The organism is Vibrio variabilis (assembly GCF_003263785.1).
In the GTDB taxonomy this organism is placed as follows: domain Bacteria; phylum Pseudomonadota; class Gammaproteobacteria; order Enterobacterales; family Vibrionaceae; genus Vibrio; species Vibrio variabilis.
In genome coordinates, this window is record NZ_JYJK01000001.1 from 1 (window position 1) to 20,110 (window position 20,110).

Genomic DNA, 20,110 nt, shown 5'->3' on the forward strand with positions numbered 1-20,110 from the left:
TACCCTTAGAAATTTTTCATGACAAAAAACCTTGATATTTTTTTATGACAAACCTATCTTTGATATGTGGGTAGCATATCGAGGATTGTTTTGTGATAGAAACGTATGAAGAAAAGTGTTCTGATGCTTATGATGACTTCCGACTTCTTTCTGTCGAGGTCGATACATTGGCAAAGCTCAGAATCTCTACAAATACCGATACTGAATCAGGGGAAGTGACATACTCTCCCTACCTCTCTCCTTCCAATCTAAAATCACGCATACAGAAAACCGATATCATCGTTGCACCTGACGGTAGAGTGGTTTATCCACAGTCTCTTTACCTAGTATCTAAATTGCGTGGTGAAGCGGCTGTAAAAGACACAGGTTCCATCGCAAAGGGTTTGCTAGCTTTCACTCGTTATTTGGATTCGACTCACCACTCTCAAGTTGATGAAGATGGTCATGAAATACCACCTGACTATCTAACGTATAAAACCCTATCGAAGTACGAAGAAGAAGGTGCTCCCTGGCAATTTGCTGAGTTCCTGCTTGCTAACTGCAATGATATTGAAGGGGCCAATGGCAGCGAGGCTTTTAGTTTATCTACTGCTCGCACCTATATGGGTGTGGTAATTGGATTCTATAAGTGGATGCAAAAAAACGGCTACATCAAAAATAACGATGAAAATATCGTTACGCACTACACCACAGAAACAGTGCATCAGGAGTTAAACCAACACGATATTCTGGCTCACACAAAATCTGGCTCTCAGCGTACTTATGAAACGTCCAATATCATGAAGATGTTTCCTAAAAAACAAAATACGCCGGCCCATAAAAAACTCAAGCCCATGCACCCCGAGCACAAAGCCTTATTCAATGAGCATATAACATCACTCCCAAAGACGACAAAACTCATCTTTCGCCTATGTGTCGAAGCAGGACTTAGAATAGATGAAGCCATTCACTTCCCCGCTCATGACATCGGAAACGCTGACTACAGTGATTTAGATGCTGTACCAATCAAAATTACCCACACTAAGGGTAGTAAAGAGCGTACCGTAGAAATCCCTATCGAGCTGTACGAAGAGCTAGAGATACACAAAGAAAGTCACACGCAACTTAAAAACCTAAATAAGCGCAATGATCTTATTCAGGCAGGCAACGAAATGGATACCGTTGCGTACCTATTTCTCTCAAACAAAGGTGTGCCTTACTCCGCTAATACGTTAGAAACACACTTTTCAAACCTTAGAAAGCAGATTCGGGAAGTGGACTCTTCTTGGTATTACCGAATTCATGATTTACGCTCTACCTTTGCGACTCACTGGCTTTGGGAAGAATCAAAAGAGCGTAATGTTAGCTATGACTATCTTATGGTTGAGTTAGCGGAACTGATGGGGCACGCCAGCACATCGACCACCGAAAAGTACATTCAATACATGAATAAGCTAGACGACCAAATCAACACGGCCAAAGCCAAAAACCGCAAAATAAACGGAGGTTGGTCGTAATGGCGAAAAGCAAAATCGCAAAACAGTCCAAAGCCGTCAAGCATCTAAGAAACTATCAAAATGTTGTTCCTTTGAATTTTGATATTCCTTATAAAACTACTATCTCAAGCCAAGTACAGCAGTTCGATGTTTCTCACCTATTGCATTTAGGGGGAGCAAAGAAAACGAAAAGATAAACAGTCGAGCTGTATTTATCCGATCTTTTTGCAAAAAAGCTAAACAATATGTCAACAATGGCAATTCAGCATGCACCGCCATCTCAAACTACGAGAACTTGCGCAGCTACCTGGCTTTTTGTGACGCCATAAATGTTAACCCGTTCACCGAAAACGGCTATTTGAAGTATGCTGGCAACGATGGCGAATTAAGGCATCGTATCAAGATGTTTACCCCTTCAAAACGGCTATGGGAATACAACCATGGCGATGAGTTAGGGATTAAAGAATCCTCCGCTCCAACAATGCTTTCATTCCTTCGTACTGCCCTTGAATGGTGCGGTCTGCCTATTTCAGATTGGGCGAGACACCACCGAGGGTTTTCTGGAGAAAAAAAGCCGTTTAAGGGGTACTCAGATGAAGAAGAAGAGTTTCTGGTCACACGATTAGAGGCATTATTTTTTACTCTTGCGCCACAGCTCATTGCCGCCAAAGAAAGCAATATTCCTTTACCCGAAACACTGCCTCTTATCATTAGCCTTGGTTTGCAAGAGGAAACCGTTCACATCCCGACATCATTGGCAGCTCGAGCTAGAGGTCGAGGTAAAAGTGGCACCACTGTTAATACTGGCTCTGCCTTTAATCTTACGATGGGCGCTGCCTATCATTTAATGTGTTTTTTCACCTCACTAAATGACAGCAACGTTCGAAACATTGCTCACCCAATTCATGTTCATACAGAAGCGCGAGATAAGAGTCTGCAAGTAGTCAAAGTCTCAAGCTATAAGCCTCGCGCCAACAGTGAAGTCGATGCTCTGTTAGTGGGTGAGTCGTTTGACGTTGATAAGCGCGGTGGCGTGAAGTTTATAACGTTATTAGAGCGTCTGTCCAAACTCTACGGCAGTGGTGAAGACGGCTCTGAGTTACTTTTTACCCTCAATAATCACTCCGAGGTCAATGGTTCGTTTAATTTGATAGGGCTAAATAAACAACTCGTTAACCAACTGCACCTGTTATCGCCCTATCGGGCTGGTAGCCTACCTTGGTTTAAAGAGCTGTTTCACGCCTATCGAAACCAACAGTACATCTCATTAAAGAAGGTCGTGAATCACTTAGGTCGCAATGTTGTTCATAAGGATGTGCAGGCAGCTTCCAAAAATAGGGCAGAACAAGGGGCGAGCAACAGTGCGTACTGCATTTTATCTTGTTACACAGACTTACCGCTCAAAGGAATTTTACTTCCACTCTCCTACTCAGAAAAAGATAGTGATGGCAACGTTACCGTTTCTTTTTACTATAGACATGGCGAAACAGGATCCTTCAAAGTCTCTGCTTCTGATTTAGCGTTAATCAAAGATATTGAACAATATGCGACAGAAAAAGCAGACAAACAGCCTAAGAAATACGAACGGCTGCTTTTAACAAAGACTTCCCGTAATGTTCCTTCAGATTGGGAAGGTATCAGCCCTATTTCAGCACATCTAATGACAAGATGGTCTGTTGAAACCAACCATTACTATTTATCTCTTCAATCAAGTCGCTGGCGAGAAATGAGCAGCAACCAAGCTTATGCCGAAGGAGGCATTCAAGCCGTTCAAAGCTTGCTGCAAAACAAACAAGAAACCATAGAGAGAAGTTACATCAACGGGCTTCCATCCCTCAATAAAGTCATTATCTCTCAGAGTATAGAAGTCATCGAAAATCTCTTTGACAATAACTTAGAGCAAGCAAAAGACGCTGTGGCTAAAAGGCGTGGTATTCCTATGCTGACATACGAGGAAGGTGAGAAAAAGCGTAAAACTAACCCCAACGGAATCGCTTGCGATGGAAAGCAAGTCATTGTCGATGGTAAGAATACACAACGTGAAACGAATTATGCGCTAGGCGTAGACTTGCCTTGCGCCGAGTTTGATATGTGTCACAAGTGCCAATCCGCCAAAGCGGTAGATGAGGTTGACGCCATTTATAAGCTTATTTCATACATCGATGTTTTAAAGCAAGGGCTGGATATGTTCCCCAATTCGAAAGGAGAGGCTTTAGAAAAAATCGAGCAGTTTGAGTATACGCTCGATGGAGCAAGCGACGATGTATTCGATGAAGCCATGAACAAATTTAATACCCAAGGTCGTCACCCACGAGTGTCCATCGACCATGCGATTCTATCCCTATAGTTACGGAGGCTCACATGATAAAACCCTTTGACCTAGAGCACCAAAACAAGCTTCTTAAAGCGCAACAAAATGTTGGCGTTCATGCCAATTACTTAATCGATGTATTAAAGCCAGCGATTGAGCGCGGCGATTGGAAAGAGCTCGAAGCCCTTGATATAGGCTTTACGGTAACAGGTGAATCACTAGGTAAAATTGGTGATGATGAGGCTTGGAGAAACTTGCAGCCTTATATTGACCCGCATGCTAAGAAAGCCCGAGCACTAGATTTTACGAACGATGGCAGAGTGATTGAGCGCAATCTAAAAAATGAGCTTAAAGCTCTCCTTCTTAAAATGATGTGGCTTTCACCTCATGACCATTCCTTTGACACTCTTTATTGTGCGTTAACTGACCTAAAAAAAGTCATCAACCCGCTTTTAAATGAGGGCCTTAACACGCTGTCTGCGCTTGACTTTGACCGTCTCGAAACTTGGGCACTAACAGGCTTTACCGGTATCGACTTTGAAAGAACACCAATTTACAAAGGATTAAATCGCCTTTATGTGGAAGCCAAAGGCTTGCCATTTGAGGTTGGTCTAAATAAAAAACTTAACGCCTCGGATTTTGGTTTAGCCCTGAAAGACGCGAAACAATCTACCGTCATTCCACAAAGGCTCTACTATTTGGGGCTTCAAAAGTCGGAAGAGATGATTAATAAAGCTTACGCTTTTCGTCATGAACTAGGGCAATTGGCAGATTACATTGCCACCTATTTTGAAAAAGCCTATGCAGGTTATGCCAAGTATCTGGTCAGTAGTGAAGCTAGAAAAGTAAACGGTGGTATTAAATGGTACTTAGGTAAGAAAAATAAAGAAAGTAAAAAGTGCACTACTGCCTTTCAACAAGCCTTCACCGCCCTGCATTCTCCAAATGAAGATGAAATATTGACGCTTCTTCGCCACCATAAACCAGAAATTAACAGCGACTACATTGATAACTTCCACACCGAACGAGAGCTAACGATTGGGCACTGGACAATCACCAACCTAAAAGGAGCTCTTGCTCTTTTTAAGGCGCTTAACGGTGGCTGCTTGTGGGGATTAATGGCTCGAACAGGAATGAGAGGCGATGAAATGTATAACCTGAACACCGCTCAGGGCTGTACCAAAGACAGAATCGAACGCCAGAATATATATGTTATCCATGCTGACTTATCAAAAACCACCAAAGGCTCTCAATCAATACAAGATGAGTTTGTTACCACCGAGATTGGTATGAAAGCTTATGAAGTTCTTCAAGCGCTGCACACGCCACTTAGAAAGCGCCACTCTGGCTCAAAATCCTTCTTCCATAAAATAAAAGAAGATTTTAGTGAAGTAGGCAAAGCTTCAATAGGAAAGCATTCTATAGCTTGGTTTAAAGGCGCTATGGGTGAAGAGCTTACGCTAACCAATGAAGACATTGTTGACCTAAAAGTATCCGACCCCAACTTATCGTTTGAATTGGGTAGCAATTACGAATTTACGCCACATCAGCTTCGCCGCTCTTTTGCTTACTACTTAATTGGTTATGAGCTTTGTAACTACCCGCAACTCAAACAGCAATTTAGTCATGTGTCTATGGCAATGACGCGGCACTACGCTAAAAATGCCAGTAAGTTTCAAAAAATCAGACAAAAGAAAAAGACACTTGCGAATGAAATTGATGAAGAACGGATCGACCAGAAAGCCCGTGTCTACTTAAGCATATATGAGAAATTGGCAAACAGGGAGAGAGTTGCAGGCGGTAAAGGCAAAGAGTTTGCTAAAAGCATGACCAAAACCAACCGCAATTTATTCAAAGACAAGGTGGATAATGACATGCTTTCTCTTAATTATTGGAAAAAGCAAATTCGAAATCAAAACCGACACCTTCATGCGGTTGCGCCGGGGATATATTGCACCTCGACCACTTGCGGGCTAAGAACGCTTGTTAACCTAATAGAATGTGTAGATTGCAAGAATGACTACATCGTGGATGCCATATTTGCTGAAGCAAAGCGTAAAGAAGCTGAAATTCACATGCTTTACGATATTGAAAATAACGAACTCACCCCTCAAACGCCTCTGAATCTTACATTAAAATTCAAGCGGCTGAACGTATTATAGGTGATTTAGGTATCGACTATGAGCCGGTTGTTTTTCCTAATCAAGTTAGAGAATTACTCATCCCATTCGGAGTTGTTTCATAATGTCACAGACCACCAAAAAGAAGCTAATCGAAGCATTAGAACGACTGTTGAGCGGCGATGTAGCAAAGTTAACATCAAAAGAACTGCGTAATAAGGCGCGAAAAGGCAAGCTCAAAATCAACAACAGCAATGTTGAAAAAGAAGCAGGGCTTTCCGCTGGCGCACTCCGAAGGCATAGTGATGTCGTTCTGATGATAAAAAACAAATCATTGGAAGTGCAAGTTGCTCAAGATGAGGCTACAGACTCCCCTATTGAAGTGCTTCAAAAGGAAATAAAAACTCTCAAAGGCGAACGAACTCAAGCCAATAAGAAGAAAAAAGAATATTACGATGAGGCTCAAAGCCATAAGGAGGCCTTGGCCGCTCAAGCAGCCATTCACGTAAAAGTAGTTCAAGAGCTTATGGATATGCTGCATGAGAGCCAGCGAGAAAAAGCTATGGATAAAATCGTCTCGGCTCGTTTAGACAATGTGGTTGCACACCCATTTAGAAAACCAAAGTAGTGTTTAGCACTGCCACCCAACTTTGTCCTGTTTGGAGTAATCACTAGACAGGACTGTTAGCTATCGGTAAAAATGCACACTCTAACATTATAAAAGTGCTCTAGACTGGATGTAGCTCACCGCACCTATCCGCAAATAGCTCAAATAAAGAAAGTAAGGACAAGACAATGGCAATTGAAGCCGGACAAACTGCACCAAATTTTACGCTTAATGACCAAGACAGCAACCCAGTGACACTATCAGAGCTTCAAGGAAAAAAGGTACTGCTCTACTTCTATCCACGAGCCTCAACGCCAGGCTGCACGGTTCAGGCTCAGGGGCTACGTGATACAAAAGCTGAACTAGATGCCCACAATGTTGTGGTTCTTGGCGTCAGCCAGACACTCCCAAAAAACTGACGAACTTTATCAACAAGCAAGAACTGAACTTCACGCTGTTAGCTGACGAAGATCACGCTGTGTGTGAGAAGTACGGAGTCTGGCAACTCAAGAAGTTCATGGGTCGTGAAAACATGGGGGTTGTTAGAACAAGCTTTTTGATTGACGAGTCAGGGAACCTCGAGCATGTATTCAATAAGTTCAAAACCAAAGACCATCACGAAGTCGTTCTAGATTACCTAAACAACAAGTAAAACTGTGTTTTCTAACAGAGCCAGTAAACTATTACTGGCTCTGCCTTCAAGGAGCTGCCTAGCCGGACTCAGAGCTCCCCTCACTCGCCTCATCAATTAATCGACCTGTCATCTCAAGGACTCTCCGCTTGTCCGCTGAAGAAAGCTTATTCATGCTCACTACCAACTCAGCAGAAAGCTCATCTTCACAAAAGAAGTAACTTAAAGGTACACCGAGCTCATCGGCTAATGCCTTCAGTGTCCCTATATCGGGAGTATGCTTACCCTTTTCGTACTGGTTCATTCTGGGGCTTGCGGAGCTTTCATCCATGCCTATACGCTCCCCCAAAGCCTTTTGGGAAATTTTCGCTTTTTTTCGAGCTTGTTTAAGACGCTCCGGGATTGGGCTAATGAACGACACTGACTATTCATACATCTGATCTCAAGGTAACTAAGATTTTCTTAGTTTTACTAAATTCTGTATACTAAGCAATCCTTAGTTTTTTTGCGTAGTATGAGTTATAAATGAAACGTTCTACTAAAATCAGTGCCATGATGCACAAGTTGTTGATTGAAAAAGAAATGGATGGTTTTTCAGTTGTTGAGTTGAGAGATGCCTTCGTTTCTACTGATAATGGTAGAACTGACCGAGACGAAGCGAGACGCATGGTGTATCGTCAGATCAAACGCTTTACTGACAACAACTGGCTCGTAAGTGAGGGCGAAGGACGAAAGAAAAGGTACTTCCAGACTAGCCAATTTAAAAGCCTTCAAGCAGAGCCGAAGGTTCTAACAACTCGGGTTCGCGCACCTTCTAGTACTGATTACTCAGTATTGTTCTGCGAGCACGGCCAGTACAAAGCAGAGCTAGAGATTGTTCTCAGTGAAATAGAGGAGTATCAATCAGTTATCTGTCGTTTTCAGGAACTAGAGACAAAGCTAAGGCCTTTACTTGAACAAGCTAAGGAACGCTCGGCGCATTTGCTTGGTAAGGTAAATGCTCTTACAAATGCTCTGAAGAGTGTTTCCGAAGAAGCAGCCCCATGCTGAGGTACTGGCAAGATGAGTGTTCCGACAGAGCACTAGAAAAGTACTCCACAGTGCACAACCACTTTTTTTGCCAAGCCACACCCGGTGCTGGCAAAACTGTGTTAGCTGCCAACATTGCTTCGAGGTTGTTGCAAAATGACATGATAGACCTTGTGTTGTGCTTCTCCCCGTCATTGACTGTTGCAGATGGGATCAAAAAGACCTTTTCGAAAACTCTGAAGTGTTCTTTTAATGGAGGTTTGGGAGCTATTGGACGATCACTTACCTATCAATCAATTCAGTTTCTTGATAACGAGTTTTGGGAAAGCCTGAGCAATTTCCGCGTATTTGTTGTATTTGATGAGATCCATCATTGCTCAGGTTCTGAGACCGGCATTACCAACGCCTGGGGACAACAAATACTTACAAAAATCCAAGGACTAGCGACATACACACTCGCAATGTCCGGTACTCCCTGGCGGTCAGATTCCTTACCAATCGTTATGGCTCAGTACAGTGACCCTGATGGAAAGCTTCTAGTCGACTACCAATACAGCTTAAAACAAGCTATTGCCGATAAAGTTTGTCGGAGCCCCAGGATAGTGCTCGTAGATAACGAACATTTGACAGTAACTAACGATGACGAAAAACAATCGTTTTCGTCAATTCTTGAAATGCTTAAGCAAACGAAAACCTCTTACCAAAGTGTTTTACACAACAAAGAAGCGATGGAGCACTTACTTGGCCTCGGGTGTAAAAAGCTCACAGAGTTACGCCGCCTTACCCATGATGCAGGTGGCTTGGTTGTAGCATCTTCAGTTGAGCATGCACTAATAATAAAAAAGGTTCTTTCGGAAAAATACACTCAAACCGTCTCTATCGTAAGCTATCGACACGAGGAACCTTTAGCAAGAATAGATCAGTTTCGTAATGATGACACACAGTGGATTGTTAGTGTTGGGATGATCAGCGAAGGTACCGATATTCCGCGCCTTCAGGTTTGCTGTCATATGAGTGCGGTTAAAACCGAGCTGTACTTCAGGCAAGTACTTGGGCGTATTCTTCGGGTTAACGGAGAAGAAAACCAGCATTCGTGGCTTTTCACATTTGCAGAGCAAAGCTTAATAGAGTTTTCTGAACAGATAGAACTAGATATACCAACATCATGCATGTTCGCAAACATGACAACCCCAATCGAATGTAACGTGAAGCCTTTAGCTAAGATCTCGAGTACCCAATCACTTTATGGGAATGGCAACAACAGTAGTTCACAGGTCGAATGGGTATCTGAACACCAAAATCATACTAATGTTCAAACACTAAGCGATATTCGGGATGAAATAAAGCTCGGTTCTTTTAAACAACGAGTAATAGCTGCATTTTCTGGTCTGAATCGATAAGTAAGCAGGCGAGGTACCAACCTTGCCTGCTTAACTGTATGAGTTAAGCCCTGTACCACCCATCAGCCAATACTTCAGCCTGTTCCAACACAAGCTTAATCGCCTCTTCAGCCGCATCAGGTGGGTACTTCCATCTGCGCAGCAGTCGGCGAACTAGGTTACGCATACGAGCACGGACACTTTCCCGCTTCTGCCAATCCACCGTTGCAGACTTACGAAGTTGATGAGTCAGTTCTATAGCAAGCTTACGTAGGTTGTCATCCCCCAACTCTCGGACAGATGACTCGTTTTCGACCAAAGCTCGATAGAATGCAATCTCATCAACAGATAGGTTTAACCTATCCAACATGGCCGCATCTTCCTGCATCTCTCTCGCCCATTGGATCAGCTCTTCAATAACTTGAGCGGTTTCAATATTACGGTTGTGATACTTTTGAAGCGTAGTCATGATTCGATCAGAGTATTTTTTCTCCTGAATCACATCATTTTTCATGCGAGCTTTGACCTCATCACGCAGTAGCTTTTCTAATAGCTCTACTGCAAGGTTCTTCTCTTTCATGTTTTTGACGTCTTCAAGGAATTCTTCTGACAACAAACCAAAGTTCGGTTTGTCTAGCCCTACCATGGAAAAGATATCATCAACGCCATCGGCAACGACCGCATTGTTAAGGATCTGCTTAAGAGCGGTATTACGCTCTTCGTCGGTGCGCTTCTTATCAACCGTTGAGTGCTTAATGAATGCAGCTTTTATCGCGGAATAGAACGCAATTTCGTTCTTGTAGCCACGAGTTTCATCCATCGTGTTACAGAGCGAGTAAGCCTTGGTGAGCGCAGCCATGACATCAAGGAAGCGTCGTTTACCATCTCGAACTTCTTTACCATTGCTGTCGTTGTGGGACAAACCTGATAAGTGATTCACAGCACCGGGTAGCAATCGAAGTGCATCAGTTTCAAAATCAGGTCGGTAGTTGAAGATGTCACCATCAACAGGTGTCGCGAACATGCCTCGAATAATATCGACCTTTTCCATCAACACAGCAAAGGCTTCTGATGTGTCTACAGTTGGCTGCCCTTTACCCTGACTGTTGGTATAAGTCTTAAGGGCATTTTTCAACTCATTAGCAATGCCTATGTAGTCAACCACCAAACCACCGGGCTTGTCTTTGAAGACACGGTTTACTCGGGCGATAGCCTGCATCAAGTTATGGCCTTTCATAGGTTTATCGATATACATGGTATGACAGCATGGGGCATCGAAGCCTGTTAGCCACATATCACGCACAATCACTAATTGAAGTTCATCCTCGGTATCTTTGTAACGCTTCTCAAACAGCTTTTTCGTTTTCTTATCATGGATGTGAGGCTGCATCTTCTCTTTGTCTGATGCACTGCCCGTCATCACGATTTTGATCGCCCCTTTTTCGGATCATCGTTATGCCACTCTGGTTTAATTGCCACGATAGCATCATACAGGTCGACACAGATCTCACGGCTCATCGCTACAATCATCGCCTTGCCGGGAAATGTAGAAGTACGGGTTGTGAAATGATTGATGAGATCTTTTGCCACTTGCTGTATACGAGGTTCCGCACCAACAAGTTTCTCTAACGCAGCCCATTGTGATTTGATTTTTTCACGGTCTGCGGTCTCTTCATCTTCACCAATTTCATCCTCTACTTCATCGTTGAGAGCTTCGATCTTGTCCTGATTGATATCAAGTTTCGCTAGGCGTGATTCGTAGTAAATCGGAACGGTTGCACCATCATCAACGGCATCTTGAATATCATAAATTGATACGTACTCACCAAACACGCCACGAGTGTCTTTGTCATCCATGGCGATAGGCGTGCCTGTAAAGCCGATGAACGAGGCATAAGGCAAAGCGTCACGCATATACTTAGAATAACCGAAAACGTACTTGTGGGCATTTACAGTGCCATTTTCGTCCTTAACTTCAACCAGTTTGGACTTGTTACCATACTGACTTCGGTGTGCCTCATCTGAAACGACAACAATGTTTGCTCTTTCCGATAGAACAGGATGCTCGGTTTCATCGGCTAATAGCGCAAATTTTTGTATGGTGGTGAAAATGATGCCGCCTGATTGACGATTAAGTAGTAGCTCACGCAGGGCATCGCGATCATCTGCTTGCTGTGGGATCTGTTTGAGCGTTTCTTGTGCCATGCCGAACGTATTATAGAGCTGACCATCCAAATCATTTCGGTCTGTAACGACAACAATCGTTGGGTTGTTCATGGTCGGCTGCTGAAGCAGTTTACTGGCATAACACACCATTGAGATGCTCTTACCACTACCTTGAGTATGCCAAACCACACCAGCCTTACCACTTCCGGGTTTAATTTTGTCTAAGCCTTTTGTGGCTTGAACCTGATACTTTGCAATGTTGTCAGCCACCAAAGGCAAGTTGGAATCGGCTTGCTTCGCTTTTACTGTTGCTTCTACTGCTGCGCGAACGGCGTGGAATTGGTGGTAACCAGCGATCTTCTTGATAATTTTGTCGTTGTCAGTTTCGAATAAGACAAAGTAGCGAATGTAATCAAGCAACAAATCAGGTTTAAAGAATCCCTTAACGACAGTTTCAAGCTGATAATCCCAAAGTGGTTTATCATCTTCACCAGAAACGGTTTTCCAAGGTAAAAAACGTTCTTTGTTTGCGGTAAGAGATCCAATCCGCGCCGTCCAACCATCACTGACGACTAACGACTCGTTAAATGCAAACAGATCAGGGATCTCATCTTTGTAGGTTTGCAATTGGTTGTAAGCATTCCAAATATCCGCATGCTCATCTGCTGGATTCTTCAACTCAACAACTGAAATAGGAAGGCCATTAATAAATACCACCACATCTGGTCGGCGATTGCCCTTAGTACCAGTAATAGTGAACTGATTAACAACTAGAAACTCATTGTTATCTGGATTAATGAAATCCATTAAGCGAGCATGGGTATGTTTTGGAGTTAATTGACCATCTTCAATGATGGTGTATTCAACAGGCACACCCTCAATCAAAAGCTTATGGAATGCTCGGTTGTTTTTGATAAGCACAGGTGTATCAGGTGTGCTTACGGTGTTCACAACCTGATTGAGAGTCTCTTCTGGCAATTCAGGGTTCAGTATCTCTAGCTGACTAAGCAAACGTTGTTTGAGAACTACCTGATGATAGTCATCACGTTCAGGAGCATCTCCATCCGGTGCAATGTCATAGCCATTTTTATATTGGTAGCCAAGCTCTTTAAACCAATCAAGGCATTGTTGTTCTAGTTGGTCTTCTGTGATCATTAAGCCTTTATCCTAGTTATTTGTTCCATGCACTCTTAATCAAACGTCCGGTTTGGTTATAAATTCCAACCTGCTCAACGTAGTGGTGAAAATCCCTATTTTCAGTGACTATTCGATTTGCAGATTGCCAATCGACGTTGACTCTCTCTTGAGCTGGAATGAGTATTTGGCTATCAAACAAAGATTCAGTATCAAGGATCAGCACACCAATCCCGTGTAAGCTCGACAGCATTTGCAGCTCACCTTCTACGTCGCCATTTAGGCCAGTCGCCACAAGGTAGCCGAAATTAGCCCAACTCGAATTTGATACCGCTTGGAAAAAGTATTTTCGTACATTGCCTTTGGTAAGGTGCTTCTTCACTTCAAAAGACCAAAGCCGAACTGAGCTATGATTACCACTGCGCACACAGCTTCTCACAATTTCATCCCAACCTTGGTCAAGCGGCTCTAACGCCACGATATCAGGGTGTAGCCAGTGGTTACCTCCGTTACCGTGGGAGTTTTTAGACTTACGCTCATCAATTCGCTGGCAGTAGAGACCCAGATCTTTACTGAGGTATTCTATGAGCATAGGGTACAAGTCATGCTCACTGAAGCTTTGTGAAACAAGAGGGGTGTCAATTTCCGGCTCATCGACTTCGTCTTGGATATCATCAAGAGAAGGTAGATTAGGATTCTCATCCCAATAATAGATTCTTGGGCGGGGTTTATCGCGAGTTGCTACATTGGCGCACGCCTTTTGTGCCCTGTGAGTTCGTTGTCCACCAACCTCGGCGGCCAATTGCGCAATCAAGCGCTCTTCGGTATCGTAGCGTGGGTTCGTTTGCTTCTCAGCGATTTCTTCTGGGTATCGAATTAAAAACTCTTTAGCCAAATCCCGAGCAGTAAACTTCTTGTCGGGATTCGCCTTGAGCGTTTCGATAATCATTTCTACTCGGGTTGCCATTACTCGACCTCTGCTAATTCTTGAGCCTGTCCTAACTCGATTTCGCCGGAAAGCAATTTAGGAAGCAAGGTGTCACGAAGAGCAGATAGATCTCTAGACTGAGCGAAATTACTCTTAATCATTTTGAAAATTGAAGAGTATTGTTTATTCCAAAGTTCTAAAACTTCATCAGAAGGAATGACCACTTCCATCTCACCAACATTGGTTAAACTAAGATTAGCTTGTACCCCCTGTACAATAGAAGCTAGAGCTTTCTGTTGAAGTCTATTCTCTCTTAATGCCATGTACACCAATGGCAGGTATCGCTTTTTATCTTTCAAACGAACGAATGCAACAGCCTGATTTGTATTAACATTGTTGAGGTCTTGATCAACGGTCGCCACTCGACCGATGGTTCCGGCAATAGAGAACAGTATGTCATTTGTTTCTAGAATGGAGCGCTTGAGCTTTCCGACATGGATTGAATCGGGAATTATTTCCAATGAATCACGAAGGATCTCACCTTGGTCGTTAATATCTTTAACCTTGATAAACCTGATCGATGCTTCATCTTCTGCCGCTGCTAAGTCCTTTTTAGACGGAGTTGTTCCCTTCGAGATTTTTTCTGACATAGATTTCAACGTAGCAATTTGCCACCCTTCAGGTATCAAACCTAATTCTGACTCAACTAGCTTTTCTGGGAATAGCGAGACAGTAGCCGCATCCATACCCTCTGGTTGTACACCTTTCATCTTGGCTTTGACTGGGTCGAAATCGACAAACCATGACTTGAAGATGGCTTGTACCATTTCTTCTAGGGTTTGGTTCAGCTTAGTATTCACTTCAATTTTGTTATCAATTGCGTTTAGTGTATTTACAATGCTTTGTTGTTCCTCAAAGCTTGGAACTAATAGAGGATATTTAGATAGCGTTTTTGCAGACAAATTTGGCTGCGCAGAGCCGTTGTCATTTGATTTCGCTAACTGCTGACCAGCAGGGCTTGTTAAAAAGTAATATAAATAATCTTGGTTAACTTCTGGCTTTGCTCTAACAATGACCAAGGAGGACGCTATCGCTCCTTCCTCGTAGTGGTTTCTGGCAGTTTTCCCGATAGTTGAACCACGTAAACAATAAACAATATCTCCGGGACGAACCTTACCCGAACCTAGTTGGTTATACTTTTCCGAAGTTATGTAATCCATGTCATCTTGAGTCAATCTCCCGCTAGGAAGAATGTGCCCCGTATTAATGAAGGGGATACCTACATTAACTCTATCGGCTACTCCCGGATAATTTTTCCCTCGGTCTCCATTAATAAAGTCAGCTAACTCGCCTAATGTTGTTTCTCGCCAAGTGTTAGATTTCATAACCCAACCCCGCTAGGTTCTTCTTGATCTCCGCTTCTAACGTTGCTGACTCGGCAAACTGCTTACTCAATTTAGCAGTCAGTGTTGCCATCTTCTCACCAAATGGAATGCCGTCGTCTAGCTCTTCTGTTGCGCCAACGTAACGCCCCGGAGTTAGCACAAAATCGTGTTTCTTAATCTCTTCCAAAGTTGCGGATTTGCAGAAACCTGCTTGGTCTTCGTAAGCGATACCATTTACTTCTGCACCTGTTTTCCATGCGTGGTAAAGATCAGCTACTTTCTGAATATCATCGCGAGTGAAATCACGTAGTACACGGTCTTTCATATAGCCAAGGTTACGCGCATCAATAAACAACACTTCACCTTTGCGATCACGCAGCTTACGACCTGCTTTATCAGTGCGAGCGGTCTTGTTCTTGGTTAAGAACCAGATACATGCAGGGATCTGTGTGTTGGTAAACAGTTGACCGGGTAGAGCAACCATACATTCAACAAGATCGTTTTCGATTAGTGCTTTACGAATCTCACCTTCGTTGTTGGTTGTCGAACTCATCGAGCCATTCGCCAATAGAAGTGCTTGAGAGCCATCAGGAGCAAGATGGTGAAGCATATGCTGCATCCATGCGAAGTTAGCATTACCTGCTGGCGGTTGGCCGTATTTGAAGCGAGGATCGTTATCATCAACCCCCGTATTCCACTCTTTCATATTGAATGGAGGGTTTGCCATGATGAAGTCAGCACGTAGATCAGGATGCTGAATATTAGTGTAGGTACTCGCAGGCTCTTTACCGAAGTCGTAATCAAGGCCACGGATCGCCATGTTCATCGCCGCTAGCTGCCACGTTGTGTGGTTGTATTCTTGACCGTAGATAGAAATTTTTTGCTTTTGAGTTAGTGCGTCGACTTTCTTCTCATTAGCGTGACGCTCAATGAATTTCTCTGACTGTACGAAGAAACCACCTGAACCCATTGCTGGGTCATATACACGGCCTTCAAATGGTTCAATCATCTCAACGATTAGCGATACGATAGAGGCTGGCGTATAGAACTGACCACCTTTTTTGCCCTCAGAAAGCGCAAATTGACCCAGCATATATTCGTACACATGACCGAGGATATCTTTACTGTTTAGGTCAGCATGAACAAACGGGATTGTCGCAATCAGGTTGATAAGCTCATTCAACTTAGCTTGGTCAATCTTCAATGAAGAGTATGACTTGTTCAGTACGCCTTTTAGCTTAGGATTGTCGCGCTCGATACCCTCTAAAGCATTGTCGATAAGGTGACCAACCGATGTAATTTTCTTCACCTTGCCGTCAATTTCAAGGTCAGCACCACCAATGACCAATGGGCCATTGTCTTGTAGAAACTGCCAACGAGACTCCGTAGGTAGCCAGAACACGTTTTTCTCGGTGTAGAAGTCACGTTGCTCAAGTTCAATAGCAATCTCTTCCGCTAATTCTTCATCAGAAAAATCAGCCGGGTCTAGGTAGTATTCGTGATCTGGGTTAGCGAGGTCAGCTTTGATCTCGCCCTGACGAAGCTTAAATGCATCAGAAACGTATTTAACGAAGATTAAGCCAAGCACAGCGTGTTTGTATTGCGCTGCATCGAGAGTGGAACGTAGCTTATCTGCCGCTGTCCAGAGCTTGCTTTCAAGCTCTTTAAGGAATTGTTGTTCTTGTTGGTTCATTTCGGTGTTCTTTAAAACGAAAAATTCTTGTCATGATACCACCCAAGTCTGAAAAGTCCTTGATTTATGCCTTACTTAGAAGTGTATTTTATGAAGTAAGGAGCACATCATGGTTGCTTGGAACAAAGGTAAACGAGTTGGTCAGAAGAAAGCGTTCAAATTAGAAGATATTTGGCGGATTCGAATTCGGTTGGAGCTTGAAGAACGGCTGTTCGAGTTAGCGCTTTTTAACCTTGCCATCGATAGCAAGCTTCGGTCTTGCGACTTACGGAATTTGAAAGTGCAAGACGTCAGCCGCAGTGGTTGTGTGATGTCGAGAACAATCGTCAAACAACAGAAGACCCAGCAGGAAGTACACTTCGAGATAACACCCAAGACTCAACAAACATTATCGCAGTGGATCATCAAAAATTCATTATCAACAACAGACTACCTGTTTCCAAGCCCACGACGTGAGGGGCAGCCCATCTCCTATCACTACTACACCACTATGGTTAATCGATGGGTTACTGATATAGGTCTAGATAAAACGCAATACGGCACGCATTCACTGCGCAGAACCAAGGCTTCTTTGATCTACGCCAAAACCAAGAACTTACGAGCTATCCAGTTGCTTCTTGGTCATGCTAAGTTGGAAAGCACGATTGAATACCTTGGCGTCGAGATTGAAGATGCGCTAAGGATTTCAGAGAGTTGTGAGACGTGAGGAACCATCATGCAATGCCCAGAATGTGAAGGCAATTTTGGTTGGGATTGGATTGAAGGCGAGTGCATTGAGCCAAACGAAGAGTTTGATTGCCCAAGTTGTGGAGTGACACTGCGCTACACCATTGATGAGGGCACTTATTATGGTGCTCAGCACATGACTGTTGAGGTTGTTGATGATTAAAATGAAAAAGTCTGCAGTATTATACGATTACCAACAGTATCGTTATGAACTGTGGTGAGTTTGGGACGACTCAAGTTCATTGTTAACATCCACGCACAAACTCATATTGAAACATGGAATCAAGAATGATTATACCTTTCAAAGATGAAGTAACCATTGATATAGACTGGAAGAACAGAGCCATTGAACGGCTCTACGACAAGCCACATTTTCGTTACCCTCAGGAAAATGCTAAAGAACAACTATGTAACTACCTTCATACTGGAAGGCTACCACTCGACGGCTTAAGTAGTGCTATAGGCTACGCAAATGTTGGTCTTAAACATGCTTTATCCCTAGTTACTGATTACCAACGGACACACTACGAGAACAGTCTTCACCGACTCGAAGCTGTGCTCATTCAGACGCATTTTAGCGATAGCGAATCTGAAAATGGTTATCAGTATCACAGTAACTCGTCTTATGACCAAGCTCAAGAACGGATACCTTTCCGTTACTCTTTGCTGGCGTCACAGGTCAGATCCGAATCCACCGAGTCTGGATTTCATATTGGTACCCGCTTTAAAAATAGTGTTTGCCTTCAACCAGATTGGTCTGCGAAACAATGTCGAGATGCGATCATTAAGGCGCTTGAGCAGAATATTTCACAAAATGTTGATAGGCATTATTTTACTAATGACAGCTTAGAATTACGATGTATAGATCTAGATGTGTTTAGCATTGGCAACCCGAATCTACCCGTGATTTCTGATTTATCAGACAATCTTCCTGATTACTTAACCGTTAAGGATATTCAATACCACAATCATGGCAACGAGTGGTGTCAACCAAATGTGCGTTACACCATTGAGCATTGCACCAAGGCAACCGAACTTTACATCTCCATCTACCCTGTCCCCATGAAACGTATTGAGCAAATTCTGTCTGACCAATGCCACCAATTGCTTAATCTATTGAATCAACTGCCTGAATTGCAATCCAAAACGGTTCAATCCGAGTTTAATATGATCAAGGATGGTGTCAAAGCCGTACTCCAGAATCTTGATGACTGTGAGGATACATTGAACGAGGTTTCTAGCGCACTTTGGGCCTACAATACGCAACGCGACTTCCTTAATGCATTTAAAAACCGCACATCTTATTACATCAGTAAACACGATATTTATACCAAGTCGCTGGTTCAAATGCATGGCATTATTAAGTCATACAACACCTACCGCTTTACCACGTTAAAAAAGCGTGCACTCATTGAGTTTTACAAACCACAGACCACCATCGTCAATAATGTTGACAATCCGATGGAATTTAGCTCGTCTTTACTTCAATTATCTGCCACCACAATAGAAGAATTACTTCTTGAGGGGATCACCGCTTTTAAAACGAGAAAAGATAACTGGCTCGTAAAAAACCCAGAAAAGCCGACAGAACTAACTTTTCAAAAAGAAACTGAACTGACGAAGATATTGCGCTCTTATCTTCATAGAAGCAATGTAATGACGTCGCTTGAAGATGATCGAGGAGTGGGGCGTAGTGATCTTGAGATTACTTTCTACACTTCACAAGTCGTACAACGAGCAATTGTCGAAAATAAGAGAATCACAGAAGATACTGATGCTGACATAGTGGATAAATATTGCAGTGCTTTACATCAGATCGAACATTATTTAGACAACACTGATGCCGACGGTTATATTCTGTTCTTCGTTTACCTGAAGGATTTGGCTGAAGTTGAAACCTTACTATTGAATAGTGATGAAAAGCTACAACGAGTCGACAGTTCAAACAAGCGCAATGGATTCAACTTGATTCATGACAATAAGTACAAGGTAAAATTGATTAAGCTTCCTTTGAATGCACCGACGAAAACCTATAAAAAATCAATCCTATCGAGAACAATTAAAGAAAGTTTCAATACATCCAAAAACAGCACTAAATAACATTAAATTTGTTCGACTAGAGCAAGATGATTTTTTTAGTGAAGATGAAAGGAAGTGGGCCATTTTCTCGGACCAGAAGAACCTAACACCCCCATGTCCCGAACTGTTGTGGTTCACTAAAATTGGTTGGTCACGTATTCAGAATAAATTTTCTAGGGCGCTTTTGTCCCAAAGTGAGTTGGGTGACAAGTGTATATGTGATCACCAAACGATCCCATCGTAATGACTATCAACTTATAGCAACACCTTAGTTTTTATGACAAGTTTACGCTTGGAAAAGCGTCAAAATCAGCCTGATTTACAAAAAATTATGACAACTGCTATAATTGAGGTTCAAAAAGAGAAATTATTAACCTAACTCACTGTTAAAAATAGAGTTTGTTATAAATCGTCATAAGTTTAGTCTGAGAAAATTTCCAAGGGTAA

General features: G+C 42.9%; 13 protein-coding genes and 3 pseudogenes. 10 read left to right on the forward strand and 6 right to left on the reverse strand.

Going from position 1 to position 20,110, the window contains the following annotated elements; translation table 11 throughout:
- Positions 1-92: 92 nt before the first annotated feature.
- The 5 genes and pseudogenes from TZ48_RS00005 to bcp all read left to right on the forward strand — a co-directional run bounded on the left by TZ48_RS00005 (position 93) and on the right by bcp (position 7,165).
- Positions 93-1,496, forward strand: a complete 1,404-nt coding sequence (locus TZ48_RS00005; RefSeq protein ID WP_112477793.1) for a tyrosine-type recombinase/integrase — start codon at positions 93-95, stop codon at positions 1,494-1,496.
- A pseudogene (locus tag TZ48_RS00010) lies at positions 1,496-3,822 on the forward strand (hypothetical protein). The gene TZ48_RS00005 and the pseudogene TZ48_RS00010 overlap by 1 nt, the downstream one beginning before the upstream one ends.
- Before the next feature lie 14 nt (positions 3,823-3,836).
- Positions 3,837-6,031, forward strand: a pseudogene (locus tag TZ48_RS00015) (site-specific integrase).
- Positions 6,031-6,534 carry a bacterioferritin comigratory protein gene (locus TZ48_RS00020; RefSeq protein ID WP_112477794.1) on the forward strand — a complete coding sequence of 168 codons (504 nt, stop codon included), beginning with the start codon at positions 6,031-6,033 and terminating at the stop codon, positions 6,532-6,534. The pseudogene TZ48_RS00015 and the gene TZ48_RS00020 overlap by 1 nt, the downstream one beginning before the upstream one ends.
- Before the next feature lie 167 nt (positions 6,535-6,701).
- Positions 6,702-7,165, forward strand: a pseudogene (gene bcp / locus TZ48_RS00025) (thioredoxin-dependent thiol peroxidase).
- 58 nt (positions 7,166-7,223) lie between these two features.
- Here the strand turns inward: bcp and TZ48_RS00030 are convergent.
- The gene (locus TZ48_RS00030; RefSeq protein WP_112477795.1) at positions 7,224-7,565 is read right to left on the reverse strand and encodes a helix-turn-helix domain-containing protein; all 342 of its coding nucleotides are present in this window, start codon (positions 7,563-7,565) and stop codon (positions 7,224-7,226) included.
- 104 nt (positions 7,566-7,669) lie between these two features.
- Here TZ48_RS00030 and TZ48_RS00035 point away from each other — a divergent pair, with 104 nt between their 5' ends.
- Positions 7,670-8,194, forward strand: a complete 525-nt coding sequence (locus TZ48_RS00035) for a hypothetical protein (RefSeq protein ID WP_112477796.1) — start codon at positions 7,670-7,672, stop codon at positions 8,192-8,194.
- Positions 8,188-9,573 carry a DEAD/DEAH box helicase gene (locus tag TZ48_RS00040; RefSeq protein ID WP_112477797.1) on the forward strand — a complete coding sequence of 462 codons (1,386 nt, stop codon included), beginning with the start codon at positions 8,188-8,190 and terminating at the stop codon, positions 9,571-9,573. Before TZ48_RS00035 ends, TZ48_RS00040 begins: the two co-directional genes overlap by 7 nt.
- 43 nt (positions 9,574-9,616) lie before the next feature.
- Here the strand turns inward: TZ48_RS00040 and TZ48_RS26190 are convergent, their stop codons facing one another.
- From TZ48_RS26190 to TZ48_RS00060, 5 genes are read right to left on the reverse strand one after another with little or no spacing between them, the layout of a single operon-like run.
- Positions 9,617-10,972 carry a DUF3387 domain-containing protein gene (locus TZ48_RS26190; RefSeq protein WP_420822915.1) on the reverse strand — a complete coding sequence of 452 codons (1,356 nt, stop codon included), beginning with the start codon at positions 10,970-10,972 and terminating at the stop codon, positions 9,617-9,619.
- Positions 10,972-12,873, reverse strand: coding sequence for a type I restriction endonuclease subunit R (locus TZ48_RS26195; RefSeq protein ID WP_420822914.1), 1,902 nt, complete (start codon positions 12,871-12,873; stop codon positions 10,972-10,974). Before TZ48_RS26195 ends, TZ48_RS26190 begins: the two co-directional genes overlap by 1 nt.
- A 16-nt stretch (positions 12,874-12,889) precedes the next feature.
- A complete protein-coding gene (locus TZ48_RS00050) occupies positions 12,890-13,819 on the reverse strand; it encodes a COG2958 family protein (RefSeq protein WP_112477798.1) in 930 nt (309 codons plus the stop codon).
- Positions 13,819-15,165: a restriction endonuclease subunit S gene (locus TZ48_RS00055; RefSeq protein WP_112477799.1), complete on the reverse strand. Its 1,347-nt coding sequence runs from the start codon at positions 15,163-15,165 to the stop codon at positions 13,819-13,821. Before TZ48_RS00055 ends, TZ48_RS00050 begins: the two co-directional genes overlap by 1 nt.
- Positions 15,155-16,858, reverse strand: coding sequence for a class I SAM-dependent DNA methyltransferase (locus TZ48_RS00060; RefSeq protein WP_112477800.1), 1,704 nt, complete (start codon positions 16,856-16,858; stop codon positions 15,155-15,157). The genes TZ48_RS00055 and TZ48_RS00060 overlap by 11 nt, the downstream gene beginning before the upstream one ends.
- Before the next feature lie 109 nt (positions 16,859-16,967).
- On the opposite strand from TZ48_RS00060, the gene TZ48_RS00065 reads away from it, so the two are divergent.
- From TZ48_RS00065 to TZ48_RS00070, 3 genes are all read left to right on the forward strand, one after another.
- Entirely contained in the window at positions 16,968-17,564 is a 597-nt protein-coding gene (locus TZ48_RS00065) for a tyrosine-type recombinase/integrase (RefSeq protein ID WP_112477801.1), read from the forward strand.
- A gap of 9 nt (positions 17,565-17,573) precedes the next feature.
- A complete protein-coding gene (locus TZ48_RS24530; RefSeq protein WP_239670613.1) occupies positions 17,574-17,747 on the forward strand; it encodes a hypothetical protein in 174 nt (57 codons plus the stop codon).
- 125 nt (positions 17,748-17,872) lie between these two features.
- Entirely contained in the window at positions 17,873-19,684 is a 1,812-nt protein-coding gene (locus TZ48_RS00070; protein WP_112477802.1) for a hypothetical protein, read from the forward strand.
- Positions 19,685-20,110 lie beyond the last annotated feature (426 nt).